The sequence below is a fragment of the Schaalia odontolytica genome (genome assembly GCF_024584435.1).
GTDB lineage: Bacteria > Actinomycetota > Actinomycetes > Actinomycetales > Actinomycetaceae > Pauljensenia.
In genome coordinates this window covers 1,625,074-1,643,147 of sequence record NZ_CP102197.1, presented here as the reverse complement: position 1 = coordinate 1,643,147, position 18,074 = coordinate 1,625,074, and the positions used below count along the sequence as shown (strand labels likewise).

Here is an 18,074-nt window from a genome sequence, read left to right as displayed (position 1 = left end):
GAAAGACAATGTCTGTCTTCGTTGATATCCACGTTCTCCAGACCCTCCCCCCCTCGAACCCGAACAGGGACGACACCGGCGCGCCCAAGAGCGCGACCTTTGGAGGCGTGAGTCGCATGCGTATCTCCTCGCAGGCAATTAAGCGCGCGACCCGCCAGGACTTTGAGGGGAAGATTTCGGACGGCAACTACGGGGTGCGCACCAAGAAGATCGTCGAGCTGGTCGCCCGCACGATCGGGGAGAAGCGTCCGGACCTGGAACCTCGGGCAGTTGAACTCGCTGAGATGGGTCTGAAGGCGATCGGTTTCAAGCTCACCGAGCCGCGCGGTAAGAAGACCGAACAGGAGCTGAAGGAAGCTGGGTTCCTCGTCTTCCTGTCGGCCAAGCAGATCGAGCACGTCGCTGACGCGCTGATCTCGGTCGCTGAGCAGTCCGATCCCGCGGCGGCCTTCAAAGAACTCAAGCCTCGCGGCTTGGTTGATACAAACCACTCCATCGACATCGCACTGTTTGGGCGCATGGTCGCAGAACCGAACGCCCTCAACGTCGACGCCGCCTGCCAGGTCGCCCACGCGATCGGCGTTGGGGCGGTCGAGCGCGAGTACGACTACTACACGGCCGTGGACGACGAGAAGAAGCGCAGCGACGAGGCCGATGAGGGAGCGGGAATGATCGGTACGATCGAGTTCGCCTCGGCCACGGTGTACCGCTACGCGACGATCAACGTGGACCTGCTGCGCGAGAATCTCGGGGATGATGCCGTCGCCGACCGCGCGATCGAACTCTTCGTGGACAGCTTCGTGCGCTCCATGCCGACCGGCAAGATCACCACCTTCGGGAACCGCACCCTGCCCGACGCGGTCCTCGTCCAGGTGCGCGCCGACCAGCCGATCAACATGAGCGGGGCCTTTGAGGAACCCATCGTTTCGGACCGAAGCGGCTTTGCTGGCCCGGCGGTTGAGCGTTTCGTCGAGTTCGAGTCCCAGCTTCGTGACCTCACCGGCCTTGACGCCGTCAGATCTCTCGTTTCGTGGACCACGCCTCGTGGAGCGGACTTCGGAGCGCTGGGCAGCCAGGTAAAGCTTGTCGACCTCGGCGGGGCAACCGTGGAAGCGGTGCGGGGAACGCGATGAGCGCGGTACTCGTCTTGAGACTGGCTGGCCCCATGCAGTCGTGGGGGGCCACCAGTCGGTTCACGCGCAGGTCGACGGAGGCTTTTCCCACGAAAAGTGCGCTGGTCGGTCTGCTCGCAGCGGCGCAGGGCCGGAGGCGCAGCGATCCGATTGAGGACCTGGCCAAGCTTCGCGTCGCGGTGCGGGTCGACCAGCCGGGGCACTTGCTCCGCGACTTCCACACGGCCCACAGGGGGGACACGCCGATGCCGTTGTCCGAGCGCTTCTACTGGGCGGATGCTACATTCGGCGCATTCATCGAGGGACCCGGGGAACTGATCGACGGGCTTGCCCGGGCGATCACGCGCCCCGCGTTCCCCCTCTATCTCGGGCGACGCTCGTGTCCTCCGACATTGCCGCTTCGTCTCGCCGTCCGCGAGAGCAGTGCGTGGGATGCCGTCCGCGAAACACCTTGGTTGGCTTCCAAGTACTACCAGAAGAAGCTGAGCCACGAGCGGTGCGTTCCGATTCGTGTCGTCGCAGATCAAGGAATCATCCCGACCGAGGTGGGTGCCTCCTCCGAACACACTCTTCAGGATGTGCCGGTCAGCTTCGATTCGGAGCACCGCAGGTACACGCTGAGGACCGTCGAGGAGACGAGAGTCGACCTGGAGAACCCCGAGTACGTGCCTGCAACCCCTCAGGGCGACCCCGGCCTCGTCCACGACCCGATGGAGGTGCTCTGATGTTCCTGACACGCATCTACCTCAACCCGCATCGCAGGGGAGCGAGGCGGCTCCTTCGGAGCCGTCAGATCCTGCACGCGGCCGTCTTAAACTGTTTCCCTCCAGGGGCCGTCGACGCGAGCGAGGCACCCCGGGTGCTCTGGCGCCTGGACCGCCCCGCCGACGTACGGCGGGCGAGCCGTGAAGGCAGTCCTCAAGTGGGAAGTCCGTCGTACGCGCTTTTCGTCTCGAGCCCGGTTCCTCCCGACCCCTCGCACATTGTCGAGGAGGCCGGTTACGCAACCGATGGGGGAGTCGTCGTCCGCGAGCTGGATGGCTTCCTCGACCGGCTTGAGGCCGGTCAACGCTGGGGTTTCCGCCTGTGCGTCAACCCCACATTCAGGGAAGCCGGCCAGGTCAACGGGCGCGGCCAGAAGAAGGTTCTCGCGCACGTTACCCAGGACCAGCAGACGCAGTGGGTCCTGGACCGTGCGGGGCGTTGCGGCTTCCGGGTGGTTTCCTCCGCCGAGTACGGGGGAGACCTGCCCGTCCTGGAGGACTCGGTCGGTCAGCGCGTCGACGGAGCGAACCTGCTGATCAACGGGGTGGAGCGGAGTACCGCCGAGTTTAGCCGCGGTGGGAAGCGCGTGACCCTGGCGCTCGCAACCTTCGAAGGCGTCCTCGAAGTGACGGAGCCCGAGGCGCTGCGCCGCCACCTCGTCCATGGGATCGGCAGAGGAAAAGCCTACGGATGCGGCCTCATGACCCTCGCCCGGCCATGAGACCCATCCCCGGGGTGAGGCCACCAGACCCGAAAGACCTGGTGCGCGTCCGCGACCGCCTGACGTTCCTGTACGTCGAGCGGTGCACGATCAACCGCGACTCGAACGCGATCACCGTGGCCGACGGGCATGGCATCGCCCACGTCCCAGCGGCGGCGCTGTCCGTGCTGCTGCTGGGGCCGGGGGTCCGGATCACGCACTCGGCGGTGTCGGTCCTCTCCGAGAGCGGCTCAACCATCGTGTGGGTCGGCGAGAACGGGGTGCGCTACTACGCGCACGGCACGCCGCCCTCGCGTTCCTCTCGTCTTCTGGAGGCGCAGGCGCGTGCGGTCAGCGACCCCGCGATGAGGCTCTCAGTCGCCCGCAACATGTACCTGATGCGTTTTTCGGGCGAGGACGTGTCCAAGCTGAGCCTGCAGCAGCTGAGGGGACGAGAGGGTGCGCGGGTGCGTCGGCTGTACCGGCAGCATTCACAGCGCACCGGGGTTCCCTGGGACCGGCGTGAGTACGACCCCGAACACTTCGAGGACGGCTCGGTCGTCAACCAGGCGCTGTCGGCGGCCAACTCGGCGATCTACGGGGTCGTTCACGCGGTGATCGTCGCGCTGGGCTGCAGCCCGGGCCTGGGGTTCGTGCACAACGGCACGTATAGGTCTTTCGTGTATGACATCGCAGACCTGTACAAGGCAGACCTGACCATCCCGATCGCCTTCGACGTGGCCGCGTCGCCGACAGACGAGGCCGTGGGTACCTCCGCTCGCAAAGCCGTCCGTGATGCTATCCGAGAGTTCCGGCTCCTGGAACGATGCGTCTCAGACATTAGGGGACTGCTCTCCGTGTCCGGTGCCTTGGAGGCGCAAGACGAGGAGGATCTAATCGTCGACGACCTGCGATTGTGGGACGACCGGGAGGGCACGGTGGCTGCGGGCGTCTCCTACGAGGAGAGTGACTCCTGGTGATCGTGCTCGTCCTTTCGGCCGTCCCCGAGGGTTTGCGCGGGCACGTCACCCGGTGGCTCATGGAGATATCGCCAGGAGTGTTCGTAGGCACCCTCAGTGCTCGAGTGCGTGAACGCCTGTGGGCTATCGTCACCGAAAACATGAAGACCGGCCGTGCCGTGTTTTCCCCGCGCGAGCGGGGATGAGCCGATGCCGGCGGGTGTGAGGAGGCGCTTGTCGAGGGTTTTCCCCGCGTGAGCGGGGATGAGCCTGCCAGAGATGACGCCGATAACGGTGGAGATCAGTTTTCCCCGCGTGAGCGGGGATGAGCCTGCTCGACGATGCGTCGACCGAGCGGGCCGCCCGTTTTCCCCGCGTGAGCGGGGATGAGCCGCTTCGCTGAGCGAGCGCCCAGGGCGATCGGGTGTTTTCCCCGCGTGAGCGGGGATGAGCCCATCTTATTGAGGGCCGCCTGGCGATCCTCGGCGTTTTCCCCGCGTGAGCGGGGATGAGCCTGGGCTTAAAACGCCCTTGCGTGACGTTGTGCGGTTTTCCCCGCGTGAGCGGGGATGAGCCCCAGGGTTAATAGCACCGACGGTCAGTTCCGTAGTTTTCCCCGCGTGAGCGGGGATGAGCCCGGCGTGGCATCGATTACATCTGGGTGTCGTGCGTTTTCCCCGCGTGAGCGGGGATGAGCCGTAACCCCCCACCCCATGCGCCGCAGTCGACCTGTTTTCCCCGCGCGAGCGGGGATGAGCCCCGTCGGCATTTTGCACCGTTGGTTTTGCACCTGTTTTCCCCGCGCGAGCGGGGATGAGCCCCTCGCCGACGGCGTCGACCCCGCCGCCGCCGCGTTTTCCCCGCGCGAGCGGGGATGAGCCCTCACGACGCGCGCCCCGATTAAGCCCCCAGACGTTTTCCCCGCGCGAGCGGGGATGAGCCGGCCCGTTCAAGGCCAGTCAGAAAAACCGACTTGTTTTCCCCGCGCGAGCGGGGATGAGCCGGGACCGAGTAGCGGTCATCGTCGATACCGCCGGTTTTCCCCGCGTGAGCGGGGATGAGCCCGCCCGCCCGCACACCAGCCCCGCAAGGACACAGTTTTCCCCGCGCGAGCGGGGATGAGCCACCGCGCGCGCTCGCCGAAGCCGAGGACGAGGTTTTCCCCGCGCGAGCGGGGATGAGCCGCACGCCGAGGCGAACTTCTATCTCACGGCGTTGTTTTCCCCGCGCGAGCGGGGATGAGCCCTAGATAGGGAAGGGCCGGGCGGGGAGTCTGGCGTTTTCCCCGCGCGAGCGGGGATGAGCCGACCGGCTCGCCGGTCTCGTAGAAGACGCCTCCGTTTTCCCCGCGCGAGCGGGGATGAGCCCGACTGGCTCGCCCTCGCCGACAGCCTCGACCCGTTTTCCCCGCGCGAGCGGGGATGAGCCGTGGATCCTCAGGATGATCCGTCAGGGTTTCCTGTTTTCCCCGCGCGAGCGGGGATGAGCCGTGGATCCTCAGGATGATCCGTCAGGGTTTCCTGTTTTCCCCGCGCGAGCGGGGATGAGCCTAGTCAAACAGGAGCGTGCCGTGGGGTTCTCCTGTTTTCCCCGCGCGAGCGGGGATGAGCCCTCATGATCGACCGCGACGGCGAGGCGGGCGGAGTTTTCCCCGCGCGAGCGGGGATGAGCCGCTTCAGGGCGTCGTTCGTTTCGAGGTTGAGCCGTTTTCCCCGCGCGAGCGGGGATGAGCCGATCCTTCAACTTTGAGGAAACAGGGTTCTCAAGTTTTCCCCGCGCGAGCGGGGATGAGCCGATCCTTCAACTTTGAGGAAACAGGGTTCTCAAGTTTTCCCCGCGCGAGCGGGGATGAGCCGAGCCAGATTGAGAGCATGATAGGTGTGGATACGTTTTCCCCGCGCGAGCGGGGATGAGCCGGTCGCGCCGTCCTGGTTCGCGGTGAGCAAGTGGTTTTCCCCGCGCGAGCGGGGATGAGCCGGCAGTTCAGACGCATCCCCCGACGGATGCCACGTTTTCCCCGCGCGAGCGGGGATGAGCCTCATCCCATGGATGAGGTAAGCCTCATCGCGGCGTTTTCCCCGCGTGAGCGGGGATGATCCCGTGAGGTCACTCATTCCATCGAACGCGACATCGTTTTCCCCGCGTGAGCGGAGATGAGCCACTCATCGTCGCCGCGTACGAAGCGCGCGTCCCATGGGCGGACATTTGTCTGGCCACGGGGTTGACTTGGCAGGCGGCGTACAACGCCTACCAGCGAGCCATCAAGCGCTGGACGCGCGAGTGATCACTTCTTGGTGAGCACGTAGTCAACCTGGCCGGGCTTCCACTCGAGCAGGCCACGCTTGTGCTCGCTGATAATGACCCAGCCGTCGGCGACGAGGGCGGCGAGTTTCCGCGCGCCGCTCTTCGTGCGGATATCGAGGGTGATGCGTTTTGTGCGGGGCATCGTTGCTCCTAGCATGGCGGGTGGTGCTGTCAACATGAAAATAGCATGTGTGTCAAGCTTGGGACAAACTTCACCCACTTCATGGGTGACAGTATCACAATTTGCTTGTCGTTGCTACTTGATTGCGTATGCTGAGGCGCGGTGGGCGATGTTTTCGACGACCAGGCCGGGGAGTGGTTCGGGCATGTGGTTGATTTTGCACTTGCGTCGCCACTCAATTGATCCGTCGGCATGTACCCAGACGATGCCGATTGATACGTCAATGACTGGGCTTGTGTCGAGGAGACCGGCGGGTACGGCGTACAAGAATCGGTGTGTGACACGCTTCCGGGGGCGAACCTTCGCCCACGTCTCGCGCCTGGCGTCGGCTCTACTGACCTTGATCTCGATAGCAGTGCGGATCTGGTTTTCCTCGCGTGAGCGGGGATGAGCCCAACATGCAGACCATTACGATCGAGTGCCACCCGTTCGCCCTCCACAACCGGAGCAGACAGGGGAGACCGGCAAAGGCGTGTGCCCGTCACGCCGCACTAGCGGAAGGGAATCCCGTAGGGATCTAGTTGCGTCGGTGGGCGTCGTGGGCGTATGGTTGCCGGTTCGCACAATCTCGGCCACAAGAGGGAAACGTGAGCACGGGAGAAGTAGTGGCGATCCGCCCTTGGATCGCCAAGGTTGGCAGCGCGTATCGGCGGGAGGTGAACTCGGGAACCTGCGAGCTGTGCTTTGCTGAATGGACGGCTACGATCCGCGACGTCAGCTTCGGGCTGGACGCCGCCGACGATGACTCCGCCACGGGGGCGATCAAGACGCGTCCCGAACTGTTGCCGGCTGCCTTCGAGCACCTTCGCTCGGGATGGTCGTCGCTTGAGCGGCGGCCCCTCGCTTTGCGCGCGACTTTCGGCGCGCGACCGCGGTGAGCCTCGTTCACACCGGCACTACACCCGATCGGTATGCATAACACCCCTTCTGATCGGGTGCAACGCCCCCCAACGGGTGCAGCGTCCCCCAACGGGTGCAGCGTCCCCTAACGGGTGCAACGCCCCCCAACGGGTGCAACGCCCCCCAACGGGTGCAGCGTCCCCCAACGGGTGCAGCGCCCCCCAACGGGTGCAGCATCCTATAATCCGCAACGATTGTGATGGCGCCGACGTCGACGAGGAGTGGTGAATCGGTCTGACGTGGTGGGGGTGGCGACGTGCCGGCGGCCTCGATCTCGGCGCAACAAAAAGCCCCGAAGCGTGAGCTTCGGGGCTAACTGGTGGCTCCGACCGGCGTCGATCCGGTGACCTTTCGATTTTCAGTCGAACGCTCTACCAACTGAGCTACAGAGCCAAGACCTGAACCGAAACGGTCTGGTCGGCGACCCCGACGGGACTTGAACCCGCGACCTCCGCCGTGACAGGGCGGCGCGCTAACCAACTGCGCTACGGGGCCTTACAACAGGTAAGACCTATTGAGTTATGCCGTTCACGCGCGCGACCGGCTGGTACCCCCAACGGGATTCGAACCCGTGTCGCCGCCGTGAAAGGGCGGTGTCCTAGGCCGCTAGACGATGGGGGCCTGCTTGGCCGTCGAACTGGCGTCCGAAGACGGGAGTTAGCTTAGGCAGAACCGGCCCCTCACGTCAAAACGGGGAGGCGTGACGCCTGACACATTACCTGATAAGGTTGGGTTCTCGTGGAACGTCCAGGATTTAACCAGGTAGCGGACCTACGCTTAACCGTATGACTATGACATCAGCACTTGGCCCCTTTGTGCAAGCCTCCTCCTCGCTCACGCAGGTGGTCGCAAGCCCACAGTCCGGGGCCGAGGTAGCGGTCGTGACCACCATCGACATCACGCTCCTCATCCTCGGCCCGATTCTCGGCGCCATCGTCGGCGTCGTCGTTTCGGTCGTCCTATCCGCCCTGGGGCGTAAGGCACTCGCCAAGTCGGCCACCGCCTCGTCGATCTTGAGACGGATACACCAGCCCGCCTACTTCACCTTCGCCGCCTGGGGAGCCTGGGTGGGCGAGGGGATCGCCCTGGTCAACCCCGGCCTCTCCGACTGGGAGGGCACCTCGGTCACCACCTTTCTTATGCACATCCTCCTCGTCGTCGGTCTGGCCTTCCTGACCTGGATGGCGTACGCGGCCGCCTGGGTGTTCGAGGACGCCGCAAAGGCTCGCCAGTCGGCCGACAAGGGGCGCTCGCGCCGCTTCGAAACGCAGGCGCAGGTCTTTCGCAGGCTGACCCAATCCATCATCGTTGGCGTCGGCATCGTGGCCATCATCGGCACCTTCGAGGCGGCCCGCCAAGCGATGACCACCCTCCTCGCGTCGGCTGGCCTCCTTTCCGTCATCGTTGGCCTCGCGGCACAGCAGACCCTCGGCAACGTCTTCGCCGGCCTCCAGTTGGCCTTCACCGATGCGATCCGTGTCGGCGATGTCGTCGTCGCCGGCGACAAGCAGGAAACCGGCTCCGTCGAGGAGATCACCCTGTCCTACGTCGTGGTGCGCATCTGGGACGAGCGACGCCTCATCGTTCCGTGCCGCTACTTCACCACCACGCCCTTCGAGAACTGGACGCGCCGCGCCGCCGCCCAGCTGGGGACGGTCGAACTCAAGCTTGACTGGACCGCCCCGATGAGCCTGATCCGCGCCAAGGTCGAGAACCTCCTGGACGCCACCGACCTGTGGGACGGGCGCACCTGGGGCGTCCAGATCACTGACTCCGACGAGTACACGGTCACGGTGCGGGTCCTCGTCTCGGCCAAGCACTCGGGCGCCCTGTCGGACTTGCGCGCCTACCTGCGCGAACAGCTCATCGCGTGGATCGTCACCGAAGAGCCGTGGGCGCGCCCCGCGCAACGCATCGAACCCCGCAAGACGGTCACCGTCGAATACGACAACAGTCGCGAACGCATCGCGCGTCTGGCCTCCGAGCTCGCCGGAATCTCCGGCGTGAACGAGTCCGCGCCCACCACTGGTGCCCCCTCGCGAGGAGACGGGCGCGCAACGGCCGAATCCGCCACCGGCGGGGCGGCGTCCGCGGCACCCGGTGCTGCGGAGAACGACCCGCAGGCAGGAGTCCTCCACGATGCCGCCCACGCCGCACGCATGGTTGCCGCTCGCCGCAAAGCGAAGCGAGCCCGCCGGCGCGCCATGGCCGACCGCCAGCGTGCCCTCGCCGAAGGTGGCCACTCGCCGGATGAAACACAGGTCCTCTCCAAGTCCGCGCTGCGCAAGATCATTGAGGCTGCTGCCAGGCCCGCCCAGCAGGCCGCCCAGACCCGGCCCGCGCCTGCCGTCGGCCGGGGTGAGCGCTTCTTCTCGGGGTCAGCGGACGCCGACGAACGCGCCGCCGCCCTGGAAGGCCCCGGCGAGGAGGCATACGCCGAGCGCGAGGCCGATTCACGCCGGGCCCGCGACCGTCGAGAGGGTAGAGGCGGCCGCGCCGCCCTCGATCCCGAGGTGACGACCGCGCTCGCCGCGGTCGGCGTCGAACCCGTCGATGCCGACGCCGCGGCCGCGAGCGGGGAGCCATGCGAACGCGAGGGCAACGAGAACGCCGCTCTGGCTCCCGCGAACGACGCCGTGACCGATCAGGCCGCGCCCGCAGACGAAAGCGATCCCGAGGCGGCGATCGGCGCAGAAGAGACGGTCGGCGACGAGACCGGCTCCGCCGCGGAGGCCCTCCGAGCACAGCCGTCCGCGCCCGAATCCGTCCCCGCGACGCGGGACGCCTCCGCCGAGCCGGAGGATGGCGTCGACGAGTCCTCGACAAGGGCCTCCGAGAGGGACGGCGCGCCCCACCAGGCCGGACCTGCGGACGAGAGCGGCGAGGAGACGGTCGATGCCTCGCCCCAGGCGCCGACCTCGCCGGACCAGCAGGAGACCACGCCGATTCCCGCGCGCGAAACCTCCGTCAAGCACCCCGTCCAGGTGCCCCCGCCCGAGCGCACCGGCCGCCCCGTCATGACGGACACGGTGCAGGCGCTCAGCCCCGCCCTCGTCCCTCCGCCCGCCCCCACGCCCGCCGAGATGGCCGCGTCACGAGACGAGGCCGAGGACGCCGACCAGCCCGACGTTCACCCCGGCTGGTACGCAGTCGCCGAGGAGGCGCGCCTGGACGCCGAAACGCGCCCCACGCCGAGGATCACGCCGCAGCGCGTGTCCATCATGGACTTCTTCCCCTCCCCGGCCCCCGGTGAGCGCGTCGCCGAGGCCCTGCGGGCCGAGGCCTCCCCCGCTGAGGAGCCGCACGAGGAGGCTCGCCCCGTCGGCGCCGCCTCCCCTGAGGAGGCGCAGGCCGGGGCGCGAGAGGAGGCCAGCAGCGCCCTCGCCGAGGCCGAGAGTGCGTCCGACGCCGACGCCGCTTCCTCGGAGGAACCGGATGCGGCTACCCCCAAGGATGAGCGCGCCGCCGACTCCACTGAGGTCCTCCCCGCGCTCGACACCACCCGGACCATGCCCGCCCTCGACGGCCAGCAAGCCCCGGAGGAACAACCCGCCCTCGACGACACGCTCATCATCCCCGCGTCGGCGGATCGGCAACCCCCCGGCAACGCGGCGTCTGCCCGCAAGACCCCGGCCAAGAAGTCGGGCGCCAGCAAGGGAGCCGCCAAGAAAGCGGACCCGGCGAAGGGGAGCGGTGCGAAAACACCGACAAAGAAGACCTCGGCCGCCGCGAAGGCCCCGGCCAAGAAGAGCGCGGCGAAAAAGAGCACCGCGAAGAAGGCCCCGGCAAAGAAGGGCACCGCGAAGAAGAACACCGCCACAAAGAAGAGCGGCCAGAAGACCTCCAGCGCAAAGCCCGCCACCAACGAGTGACGGGGACCGGTGAGCGGGCGATGGCCTCGCCCGCGAGGCCCGCTCGAGGAAACCACGCCGCCCGTGCCGGCGCGCGAAACATGCGCAGGCGCGGGCGGCGCGGGACAATGGGAGCATGAGCAACACCGACCCCGCCGCCCGTACCGACGCCGAATGGAAGAGACTCCTCAGCCCCATGCGCTACCACGTGCTGCGCGAAGCTGGCACTGAGCGTCCCTTCACCGGCGAGCTCCTCGACGAGTCCCGGGTCGGCACCTACTCGTGCGCCGCCTGCGGATCCGCGCTCTTCGATTCCGACACAAAGTTCGACTCGGCCTGCGGCTGGCCCTCCTTCTTCCAAGCCCACGAAGGCGCCACCACCGAGCGCGTTGACACGAGCCACGGCATGACACGAACCGAGGTGCGCTGCGCGACGTGTGGCTCCCACCTCGGCCACGTTTTCCCGGACGCCCCGGGACAACCCACCGGCATGCGCTACTGCATGAACTCCGCGGCTCTCACCTTCGCCCCGGCCCAGTGAGCGCGCCCGCTCCGCGTCCCGTCACCGACCGTATCCCGCCCCAGCTCTACATCGTCGGCTCCGGCCTCATCCAGTACGTGGGCGCGGCGCTCGCGGTCATCGCCTTCGCCTCCGTCGAACCGGCCTCCGTCGCGTGGTGGCGCGTCCTGACCGGCGCGGTCGTTCTCCTCGCCTGGAAACGCCCCTGGCGGGGTGGCCTCACGCGCTCCGACCTGGTGGTCTCCGCGCTCTTCGGCGTCATCATCGTGACCATGAACTCATCGTTCTACGAGTCGATCGCGCGCATCCCCCTGGGAACCGCCGTGTCCATCGAGTTCATCGGCCCCGTCGCCGTCGCCGTCATCCGAGGCCGTGGCTGGCGGCCGCGCATCGCCGCGGTTCTCGCGTTCGCGGGCGTTGCGTGCATCGGCGGGCTCGCCCTCGACCTGAGCGTGCCGAGTGTGCGCGTCGGCGTCGCCTGGATCCTCCTGGCGGCCCTCGCCTGGTCGGCCTACATCGTCGTCGGGCAGAAGGCATCGACCACGCGTGACGGGGTGACGAACCTGGCGCTCGGTTGCGCGTGGGGCACCCTGTTTTTCGCGCCCGTCCTTGGGCCGGGCGCGATCGCGGCCACGGTCTCGTGGAAGCTGATCGCGATCGTTATCGGCGTGGGTCTGCTGTCCACCGCGATTCCCTACACTTTCGAGGCGCTCGCGATGCGACGCCTGGCCGCGTCGACCTTCGCGCTGTTCGCCGCTATCCTGCCAGCCACGTCTGCCCTGGTCGGGGCCGTCATGCTGCGGCAGATTCCCGGCGTATTCGAGTTGATCGGCCTGGTCCTGGTGTCGGTTGCGGTCTGGCTGGCCTCGCGCGCGTAGGGACCGAGCAAAGGGCGCTGAGTGGGCATATAGCAATGAGGCGCGCGTACTGTATAGGTTGCGACGATCCCGATAGGGGATTGCGTTCTGGATTAGTAACCTATCCAGAACGAGTAGGCGATCTGCGCGGTGTCAGAATTTAGCGCGTGCATAATGCTGGAGCATGCGTGCATCTGATGTGCGCATCAACGGGGCCTGCTCGGTGCTGATGGATACGTGGTCTTCTTTGTACGCCTTGTTTTGTTACAAACGTCGTCAAACCACCCCCTTTTCAAAGGAGGTTTAGCGCTTTGTGTTACAAACGTCGTCAATCTGCCGACAAAACAGCCGAAACTAGGTGATTTCAGGCGTGAATGACGACGTTTGTAACATCCAGGTGCGGAGAAGGACTGATATTGCTGCGGATTGACGACGTTTGTAACAAGACTTGGGCACGTCAACCTTCCGAGGTGTGGTCAAGCGCTGTGGAGTGGTGTACTCGTTTTGTGTCCTTCGGGTTGGGTTACGCGCTGAGTTGGAGTGTGAGTTCCTCCTGTTGGCCGGCTTGGGGTGTTGTGCCAGTCTTCTCGCGATCTTCCTCGCCCTAAGAGACCTCAGTCGAGGTTGAGCCGACGCGGCGTGCGCGCGCCGCCGCGGGCGATCACCCAGAAAGCGAACCATGCGCCGACCGAGCCGACGATCATGACGAGCACCATCGGCACGGCGCTGTCGCCGCCCGAGGTTGCCAGGGGAGCGGCGATGCCGTTCGCGATCGACTGACACACGCCCATGACGGACGAGGCCGTGTCCGCGTGCTCGCGCGCCTCACTCATGGCCCGCGCGCCCGCGTTGCCGAAGATGAACGCGTTCGCCGTCATGATGAGCGCGAAGCCCACGCACGTGAGGATCAGCGGCAGGTCGAGGAGGAACGTCGAGATCGCCAGCGTGACCACACCGGTCGCCGCGATCGTGAGGCCCGTGATGATGAGGGTGCGCGGCGTGAAGTGCGAGATCAGGCGCACGTTCACCAGCGCGAAACCGGTCGACAGCAGCGCGTTGAACGCGAACACCCACGCGAAAGCCATGGGGGAAAGGCCCAGCGGCCCCTGCAGCACGTACGTGGCGTTCGAGATGTAGCCGAACATGCAGAAGCTCGAGAAGGCGTTGGTCAGCATGAAGCCCACGAAGGGGCGGATACGCACGACCTGGACGAGGCCCTGGAAGAACCTGGAGATGCCGCCGGGATGGCGGCGCTCCTTGGGGAGGGACTCGGGCACGACGAACCACGCGAGGGCCGCCATCAGTAGGGTGAAGGCGGCGAGTGCCCAGAAGACGACCCTCCATGTCGCGTGTGTGATGATGAATGCGCCGATGACGGGGGCGAGCATCGGCGCAAAGCCGACGATCGCCTGGATGAGGCTCATCGCGCGCGCCAGCATCTTGCCGTGCGCGACGTCGACGAGGATCGCGCGCGCCACCGAGGAGGCGATGCCGCCGCCGAGGCCCTGGAAGACTCGGCCCACGAGGAGCACCCAGATGCCCGGCGCAAACACGCAGATCATGGAGCCGACGAGGGCGATGATGCCGCCCGCGACGATGGGACGGCGGCGCCCGATCTGGTCCGAAATTGCACCGCCCAGGACCTGGCCGGTCGCGAAGCCGACGAAGAAGGTCGTGAGCGTGAAGCCGAGCATCGTCGAGTTCGTCGCCAGGTCCACCGTGATCTGCGGGAACGCGGCCGAGTACATGTCGGTCGCCATCGGCGGCACGGCGTTTTGGACGGCCAGCGTGATCAGCAGGGCAACCGTGAGGGCCCCGCCGATGATGCCGCCGCGGTCCGGGGTGTCGTTAGTCGCCATGGTGTGATTGTGCACCCTTTGGGGCGCAAAATAGATGACTCGGTTGGATATTTGACGCATCTCGCACGTTTGACTCCCCCCGACCTGCGCAGATGTGGTGCAGCTGGGGTCGTTCAGTTGAAGGGCAACCGAGTCTGCGCGGCGCTCACTCCCCGTCTGTGCGTGCCTCCAGCGCGTCCGCCGCGGCCTCAATGTCCTCGCGCGTGGGACACGAGGCCGGGCCGGGCATGGTCGAGGCCAGGGCGCCTGCGCAATTCGCCAGAAGGATGCACCGCTCGAGGGGGTAGCCGAGCGCGAGGGCGGCAGCCAGGACGCCGTAGCGTGCGTGCTGGGACCCCAACGGATCCGTCGGTTCGACGGTTGGTGCGGGGAATCGGGTGACGTACGAGACCTCTGAGGTCTTGGCGCGCAGTGGGCGCGCGAGGTAGGACTCTTCTGTCGCTGTGTCGATGAGTGTGTAGCGACCAAACATGTGTTCGACGAAACCGGCGGCGCGCTCCGGGTCCTGACTGGCATCAAAGGCCGAACGATCTTGCACGATCGGCTCGCATAGCCCCTGCACTCCCCGCTGATGCAGCACCATAATTACGTTGTCTTTGGGAAGACATGCAGGACCGGTCTCATACCTCGATGCGTCTAAGACGACGCGCACGTGCTCCGGCAGGTGATTGAGCGCGTTCTCGGCAGCGGAGAGAACCTCCCGAGAGCGCTTCACGGTGCCGTCGACGAACAGGACATCTGAGGGGCCCAGCGTGCGGGTAGCCTCATCCCATGCGTGCTTGGGAACATTCTCGATGAATGAGATCTTCGTTCGGTACGGGTCTCCGATAACGTTCGACTCGTATCCGTTATCGCACCCCCTCACACGTGGACCTGCGTCGATGACCCCCTCGCGAGCCAGAGCCTCGGCGATGATCGAGGCGCGGGGCCCCTCGCCGATTGGGCTGAGGCTCACGACCTCGATGCCCATGGCGCGGGCGGCGCGCATTGCCGTGAAAGAGACGTCGATATGGACTCCCTCACGGGAGGCCCACTCGTCCCCGCTGGGCAGAGGGTCATCCGCGGACTGTCGGGCGTGCCTCAGCGTCAGCTCGTTCATGAAGACGACGCGACCTGCGGGCGCATCGCCCCTGGCCGGTCCGAGCGGGGTCGGTGTGCTCTCCGGCTCGAAGGGCGCAGCTCGAGTGAGAACGGTCGACCCGGGGGCCTCGAAGGAAGACCAGCCACCGCTGGAATAGTGCGAATCCGAGTGTCCGACAGCCCGCCGTAGCCAGCTCTCGGGGGCGGGAGGACGCAGCTCGAGCAACTGCCCGGTGACCCCTAGCAGATCGAGGTGAGAGTCCCGCTCCACCCGTTCCATCAAGCGGTGAGAGAAGTAACGACCGGGTGGTGAGAAATTGGACAGAAGCTCCGAAATGATGCGCAGCAGCCTCGGCTCCCCACACATCTCACCCAACGTGGAGGTGGACGTCGAATCGTAGCGGTCACCAGAGACGAGGAAGGCCAATGGGATGAGGAGAGACGACGGGGTATGGCCGGAGAGTTTGCGAGTCAACGGGCTGATGGGCGAGTAGCTGCCGACCCACACGGAGTTGGCTTGGAAGTTCAATGCTTGCCGCGTGGACGTCAGGACATCGGGGCCTTGTTCGGGCTCACCGCGCTGTGTCATATCGGAGACGATCTGGACAGCCTCGACCAGGTGAATGTCGCGAGATTCGATGGATAAGGACACCGCCGTCGCAAGAAGTGCAGCTGCCTGGAACTGGTTTCGAGTCGCGCATCCGCACGCCGCCCACACGGTGTCTGCGAGGGCTTCGGGGGCAAGCATCGACATCGCAATGCCGATGGGTACCGCGCACAAGAGACGATCAAGCGCGCTCACGGCGGGCGCTTGCCACTCGCCGGAACGAATGGCGTGGGCACCACTGGGGCCTCGCGTCAGCTGCGTGGCGATGGCCATGGCCTGCCTCGTTACCTCCGATACCGTTTTTGTCGGCGTGTCCGAGGTAGCAGGGTTGGCCATATCCGCGCGGACAAGAGCTGCCATAGCCGCGAATGCGCGGGGGAGTCGTGAATCCATTCTCGTTTCTCCTTGTCAGCCCTGGTCGCGGGCAGTAGTTCGGCCGCCGCAGCCTCAAGCGAATCGCGGGTCGGTAGCGAGGTCGGCGTGGCGAGCGCAGCCGCGCAATTCGCTAGCAGAATCCCCCGCTTGACGGGTATGCCGAGTGCGAGGCAGGCCGCCAGCGTTGCGGAGTGGATGCTGGCGGTTTCCACGTTCTGGTTCTTGGTGAGTGGGGGTGCAGCAACTCGTGTGACGTAAGGCCGGATGAAGCGGTTGTCGTCGTGAGTGGGACGCGCGTAGTACACCTGACCATCGTCTGAACGCAGAACGACATAACGCATTGTCAGCATGGCGAGGGCCGCAACCTGATCCTTGAGGTCGTCGTTTTGCTCGTAGAAGGGGAACGGAGGGTAGCTGTCGTTGAAATGCCGGAAAAAGCCGCTAAAACCGGGCGGTTGGGAGGCGCGCAGTGACACGATGACATTGTCGAGGGGAAGGCTTTCGAGAAAGCCCTCGTGAGAGGACGCGTCGAATACGACGCGAGCGTGATCTGGCAGGCCTTTTGTGGCCTGGCGCAGGGCCCGCGTCATCGGTTGTTGGGCGAGCAGCGCGCTGTCGATGCACAGGACATCGGAGGGACCCATCGATTGGATGGCTTCTGCCCACACCCGTGCGGTGCCTTCGGCTAGTGGGCTCTTCGTCGAAACGCTCAGCCGCCAGCCGTTGTCGGCGGTGAAGATCAGTCGGTAGCCGTTGTCAGCCCCCGAGAATCGGGGACCAGCGTCGACGATGCCCTCGCGAGCCAGTGCCTGCGAAATAGCCTCGGCGTTAGGTCCTTCTCCGATCGGGCAGAGGGAAACGACCTCGGCTCCCATGCGGCGCGCAGCGACCAGTGCGCGGAACATGCCGCCCGTGGACTGCCCCAGTTCTTCGGCCCACACGTGCTCGCCGAAACGCGGGTACGTCTCGGAGTGCATGGCCTGGTCGTGGAGCAGCTCGCCGAGAACAAGCACGCGCCCGGTCTGAGATTCGCCTCGGTGCGCGCCGAGTGGAGTGGGTGGGGTGGCAGGCTCGAAGTAGCGTTGGCGGGTGTGCAGGCTCGATGAGGGCTCCTCGAACGAGGCCGGGGCTGAGGGGGCGACCGGCGGCGCAGACCCGCCCGGGGCGAGACCGCCGCTGGGGTAGGGCGTGCGCGTGGCGAGCAGATTTCCTGCGCGATCCACCAGGTTCAGCGGGCATGCGTCCTCAACCCGAGACAACCCGTAGGGGCGCAGGAAGCTCGCTCCTCGAACCGCTCCGACCAGAGCGCCGACGATGGACAGGATCGTGTGGGCCTGGGCGCCGAGACGCAGGGGAGAGGTCAAGAGACGGCGATCCTGGTAGCGCGCGGCCAGGGCAAAAGCAGCCGGGACGATCTGGGTGGGAGAACCTGCGGACCCGATCTGCTCGCTGAGCTGCTCGAGAGAGAAGCCGATGTAGTCGTTGACGTCGCTCGCGATGTTCAACGCCCTGCGAGTCGCGGCTACAACGTCCGGCTCAGGGCTCCACTCGCCGTGAGCCTCCACCGACGACACGACGTCGACTGCTCGCACGAGAGCGTCCTCCACACGGAAGTGTGGACTGTCCAGGCCGATTGACACTGCGGCGGCAACCAGCGCCGTCGCCTGGAAGTCCTGGCGCGTGGGCTCCCGTTTCTGGCTGTTGTTCCACAAGGCGTCCACGAAGGCTTGGGGACTGCCTATCGAGGTGGCGATGCCGAGCTGGACGGCTTCGAGCATCAGGCCACAAAAGCGATCAACGGGTGTCGTGAAGCAGGGGAACGTCGGCTGCTTCGCTGACTCGGTGGCGGCCATCAGAGCAAGAATGCTCTCGCTGAGGGACGACGACTTACTACCCTTATCGACCGCAGTGTCCACCTCAAGTGCCTGACCGTAGAAAAGGCCGACCATCGCCCCGTGGGCACGATCAAAGCGCGGATCCATG

At 66.0% G+C, this 18,074-nt stretch carries 12 protein-coding genes, 3 tRNA genes, 1 pseudogene and 1 CRISPR repeat array; of the genes and pseudogenes, 9 read left to right on the top strand and 7 right to left on the bottom strand.

Going from position 1 to position 18,074, the window contains the following annotated elements; genetic code table 11:
- The first annotated feature begins 8 nt into the window (after nucleotides 1-8).
- From cas7e to NQK35_RS10650, 5 genes and pseudogenes are all read left to right on the top strand, one after another.
- Nucleotides 9-1,133 (top strand): type I-E CRISPR-associated protein Cas7/Cse4/CasC, encoded by a 1,125-nt coding sequence (gene cas7e / locus NQK35_RS07300; protein WP_257113722.1) that lies wholly within the window; start codon nucleotides 9-11, stop codon nucleotides 1,131-1,133.
- Complete coding sequence (gene cas5e / locus NQK35_RS07295; RefSeq protein ID WP_257113721.1) at nucleotides 1,130-1,858, top strand: type I-E CRISPR-associated protein Cas5/CasD; 729 nt, start codon at nucleotides 1,130-1,132, stop codon at nucleotides 1,856-1,858. Before cas7e ends, cas5e begins: the two co-directional genes overlap by 4 nt.
- Nucleotides 1,858-2,619, top strand: a complete 762-nt coding sequence (gene cas6e, locus NQK35_RS07290) for a type I-E CRISPR-associated protein Cas6/Cse3/CasE (RefSeq protein WP_257113720.1) — start codon at nucleotides 1,858-1,860, stop codon at nucleotides 2,617-2,619. The genes cas5e and cas6e overlap by 1 nt, the downstream gene beginning before the upstream one ends.
- Nucleotides 2,616-3,578: a type I-E CRISPR-associated endonuclease Cas1e gene (gene cas1e / locus NQK35_RS07285; RefSeq protein WP_257113719.1), complete on the top strand. Its 963-nt coding sequence runs from the start codon at nucleotides 2,616-2,618 to the stop codon at nucleotides 3,576-3,578. Before cas6e ends, cas1e begins: the two co-directional genes overlap by 4 nt.
- 59 nt (nucleotides 3,579-3,637) lie before the next feature.
- Nucleotides 3,638-3,682 (top strand): annotated as a pseudogene (locus tag NQK35_RS10650) (hypothetical protein); the annotation flags it as partial.
- Between the two features lie 56 nt (nucleotides 3,683-3,738).
- Nucleotides 3,739-5,717: a CRISPR direct-repeat array (repeat unit 28 nt; unit sequence GTTTTCCCCGCGCGAGCGGGGATGAGCC).
- Between the two features lie 124 nt (nucleotides 5,718-5,841).
- Here NQK35_RS10650 and NQK35_RS07270 read toward each other — a convergent pair.
- On the bottom strand, nucleotides 5,842-6,003 hold the full coding sequence (locus NQK35_RS07270) for a hypothetical protein (protein ID WP_153232448.1): 162 nt from the start codon (nucleotides 6,001-6,003) through the stop codon (nucleotides 5,842-5,844).
- 626 nt (nucleotides 6,004-6,629) lie between these two features.
- Between NQK35_RS07270 and NQK35_RS07265 the strand changes: the two genes are divergently transcribed.
- A complete protein-coding gene (locus tag NQK35_RS07265; protein ID WP_257113717.1) occupies nucleotides 6,630-6,920 on the top strand; it encodes a hypothetical protein in 291 nt (96 codons plus the stop codon).
- 339 nt (nucleotides 6,921-7,259) lie between these two features.
- Here NQK35_RS07265 and NQK35_RS07260 read toward each other — a convergent pair.
- The 3 genes from NQK35_RS07260 to NQK35_RS07250 form a co-directional block, all read right to left on the bottom strand.
- A tRNA-Phe gene (locus NQK35_RS07260) sits at nucleotides 7,260-7,335 on the bottom strand.
- A gap of 28 nt (nucleotides 7,336-7,363) precedes the next feature.
- Nucleotides 7,364-7,437 (bottom strand) — tRNA-Asp (locus tag NQK35_RS07255).
- 50 nt (nucleotides 7,438-7,487) lie between these two features.
- A tRNA-Glu gene (locus tag NQK35_RS07250) sits at nucleotides 7,488-7,563 on the bottom strand.
- 170 nt (nucleotides 7,564-7,733) lie between these two features.
- Here NQK35_RS07250 and NQK35_RS07245 point away from each other — a divergent pair.
- The 3 genes from NQK35_RS07245 (at nucleotide 7,734) to NQK35_RS07235 (ending at nucleotide 12,191) form a co-directional block, all read left to right on the top strand.
- Entirely contained in the window at nucleotides 7,734-10,814 is a 3,081-nt protein-coding gene (locus NQK35_RS07245) for a mechanosensitive ion channel domain-containing protein (protein ID WP_257113716.1), read from the top strand.
- A 115-nt stretch (nucleotides 10,815-10,929) separates the two neighbouring features.
- Nucleotides 10,930-11,334, top strand: coding sequence for a peptide-methionine (R)-S-oxide reductase MsrB (msrB, locus tag NQK35_RS07240; protein ID WP_009213049.1), 405 nt, complete (start codon nucleotides 10,930-10,932; stop codon nucleotides 11,332-11,334).
- Entirely contained in the window at nucleotides 11,331-12,191 is an 861-nt protein-coding gene (locus tag NQK35_RS07235; protein ID WP_257113715.1) for an EamA family transporter, read from the top strand. Before msrB ends, NQK35_RS07235 begins: the two co-directional genes overlap by 4 nt.
- Before the next feature lie 593 nt (nucleotides 12,192-12,784).
- Here the strand turns inward: NQK35_RS07235 and NQK35_RS07230 are convergent.
- The 3 genes from NQK35_RS07230 to NQK35_RS07220 form a co-directional block, all read right to left on the bottom strand.
- Nucleotides 12,785-14,029 (bottom strand): multidrug effflux MFS transporter, encoded by a 1,245-nt coding sequence (locus NQK35_RS07230; protein WP_257113714.1) that lies wholly within the window; start codon nucleotides 14,027-14,029, stop codon nucleotides 12,785-12,787.
- A gap of 145 nt (nucleotides 14,030-14,174) precedes the next feature.
- Entirely contained in the window at nucleotides 14,175-15,989 is a 1,815-nt protein-coding gene (locus tag NQK35_RS07225) for a carbohydrate kinase (RefSeq protein WP_257113713.1), read from the bottom strand.
- A gap of 11 nt (nucleotides 15,990-16,000) precedes the next feature.
- The gene (locus NQK35_RS07220; RefSeq protein ID WP_257113712.1) at nucleotides 16,001-18,073 is read right to left on the bottom strand and encodes a carbohydrate kinase; all 2,073 of its coding nucleotides are present in this window, start codon (nucleotides 18,071-18,073) and stop codon (nucleotides 16,001-16,003) included.
- Nucleotide 18,074 lies beyond the last annotated feature (1 nt).

Coding starts and splice junctions, on each gene's coding strand:
- cas7e (WP_257113722.1), top strand. CDS start 9: ATGTCTGTCTTCGTTGATATCCACGTTCTCCAGACCCTCCCCCCCTCG.
- cas5e (WP_257113721.1), top strand. CDS start 1,130: ATGAGCGCGGTACTCGTCTTGAGACTGGCTGGCCCCATGCAGTCGTGG.
- cas6e (WP_257113720.1), top strand. CDS start 1,858: ATGTTCCTGACACGCATCTACCTCAACCCGCATCGCAGGGGAGCGAGG.
- cas1e (WP_257113719.1), top strand. CDS start 2,616: ATGAGACCCATCCCCGGGGTGAGGCCACCAGACCCGAAAGACCTGGTG.
- NQK35_RS07270 (WP_153232448.1), bottom strand. CDS start 6,003: ATGCCCCGCACAAAACGCATCACCCTCGATATCCGCACGAAGAGCGGC.
- NQK35_RS07245 (WP_257113716.1), top strand. CDS start 7,734: ATGACATCAGCACTTGGCCCCTTTGTGCAAGCCTCCTCCTCGCTCACG.
- msrB (WP_009213049.1), top strand. CDS start 10,930: ATGAGCAACACCGACCCCGCCGCCCGTACCGACGCCGAATGGAAGAGA.
- NQK35_RS07230 (WP_257113714.1), bottom strand. CDS start 14,029: ATGGCGACTAACGACACCCCGGACCGCGGCGGCATCATCGGCGGGGCC.
- NQK35_RS07225 (WP_257113713.1), bottom strand. CDS start 15,989: ATGGCCATCGCCACGCAGCTGACGCGAGGCCCCAGTGGTGCCCACGCC.
- NQK35_RS07220 (WP_257113712.1), bottom strand. CDS start 18,073: ATGGATCCGCGCTTTGATCGTGCCCACGGGGCGATGGTCGGCCTTTTC.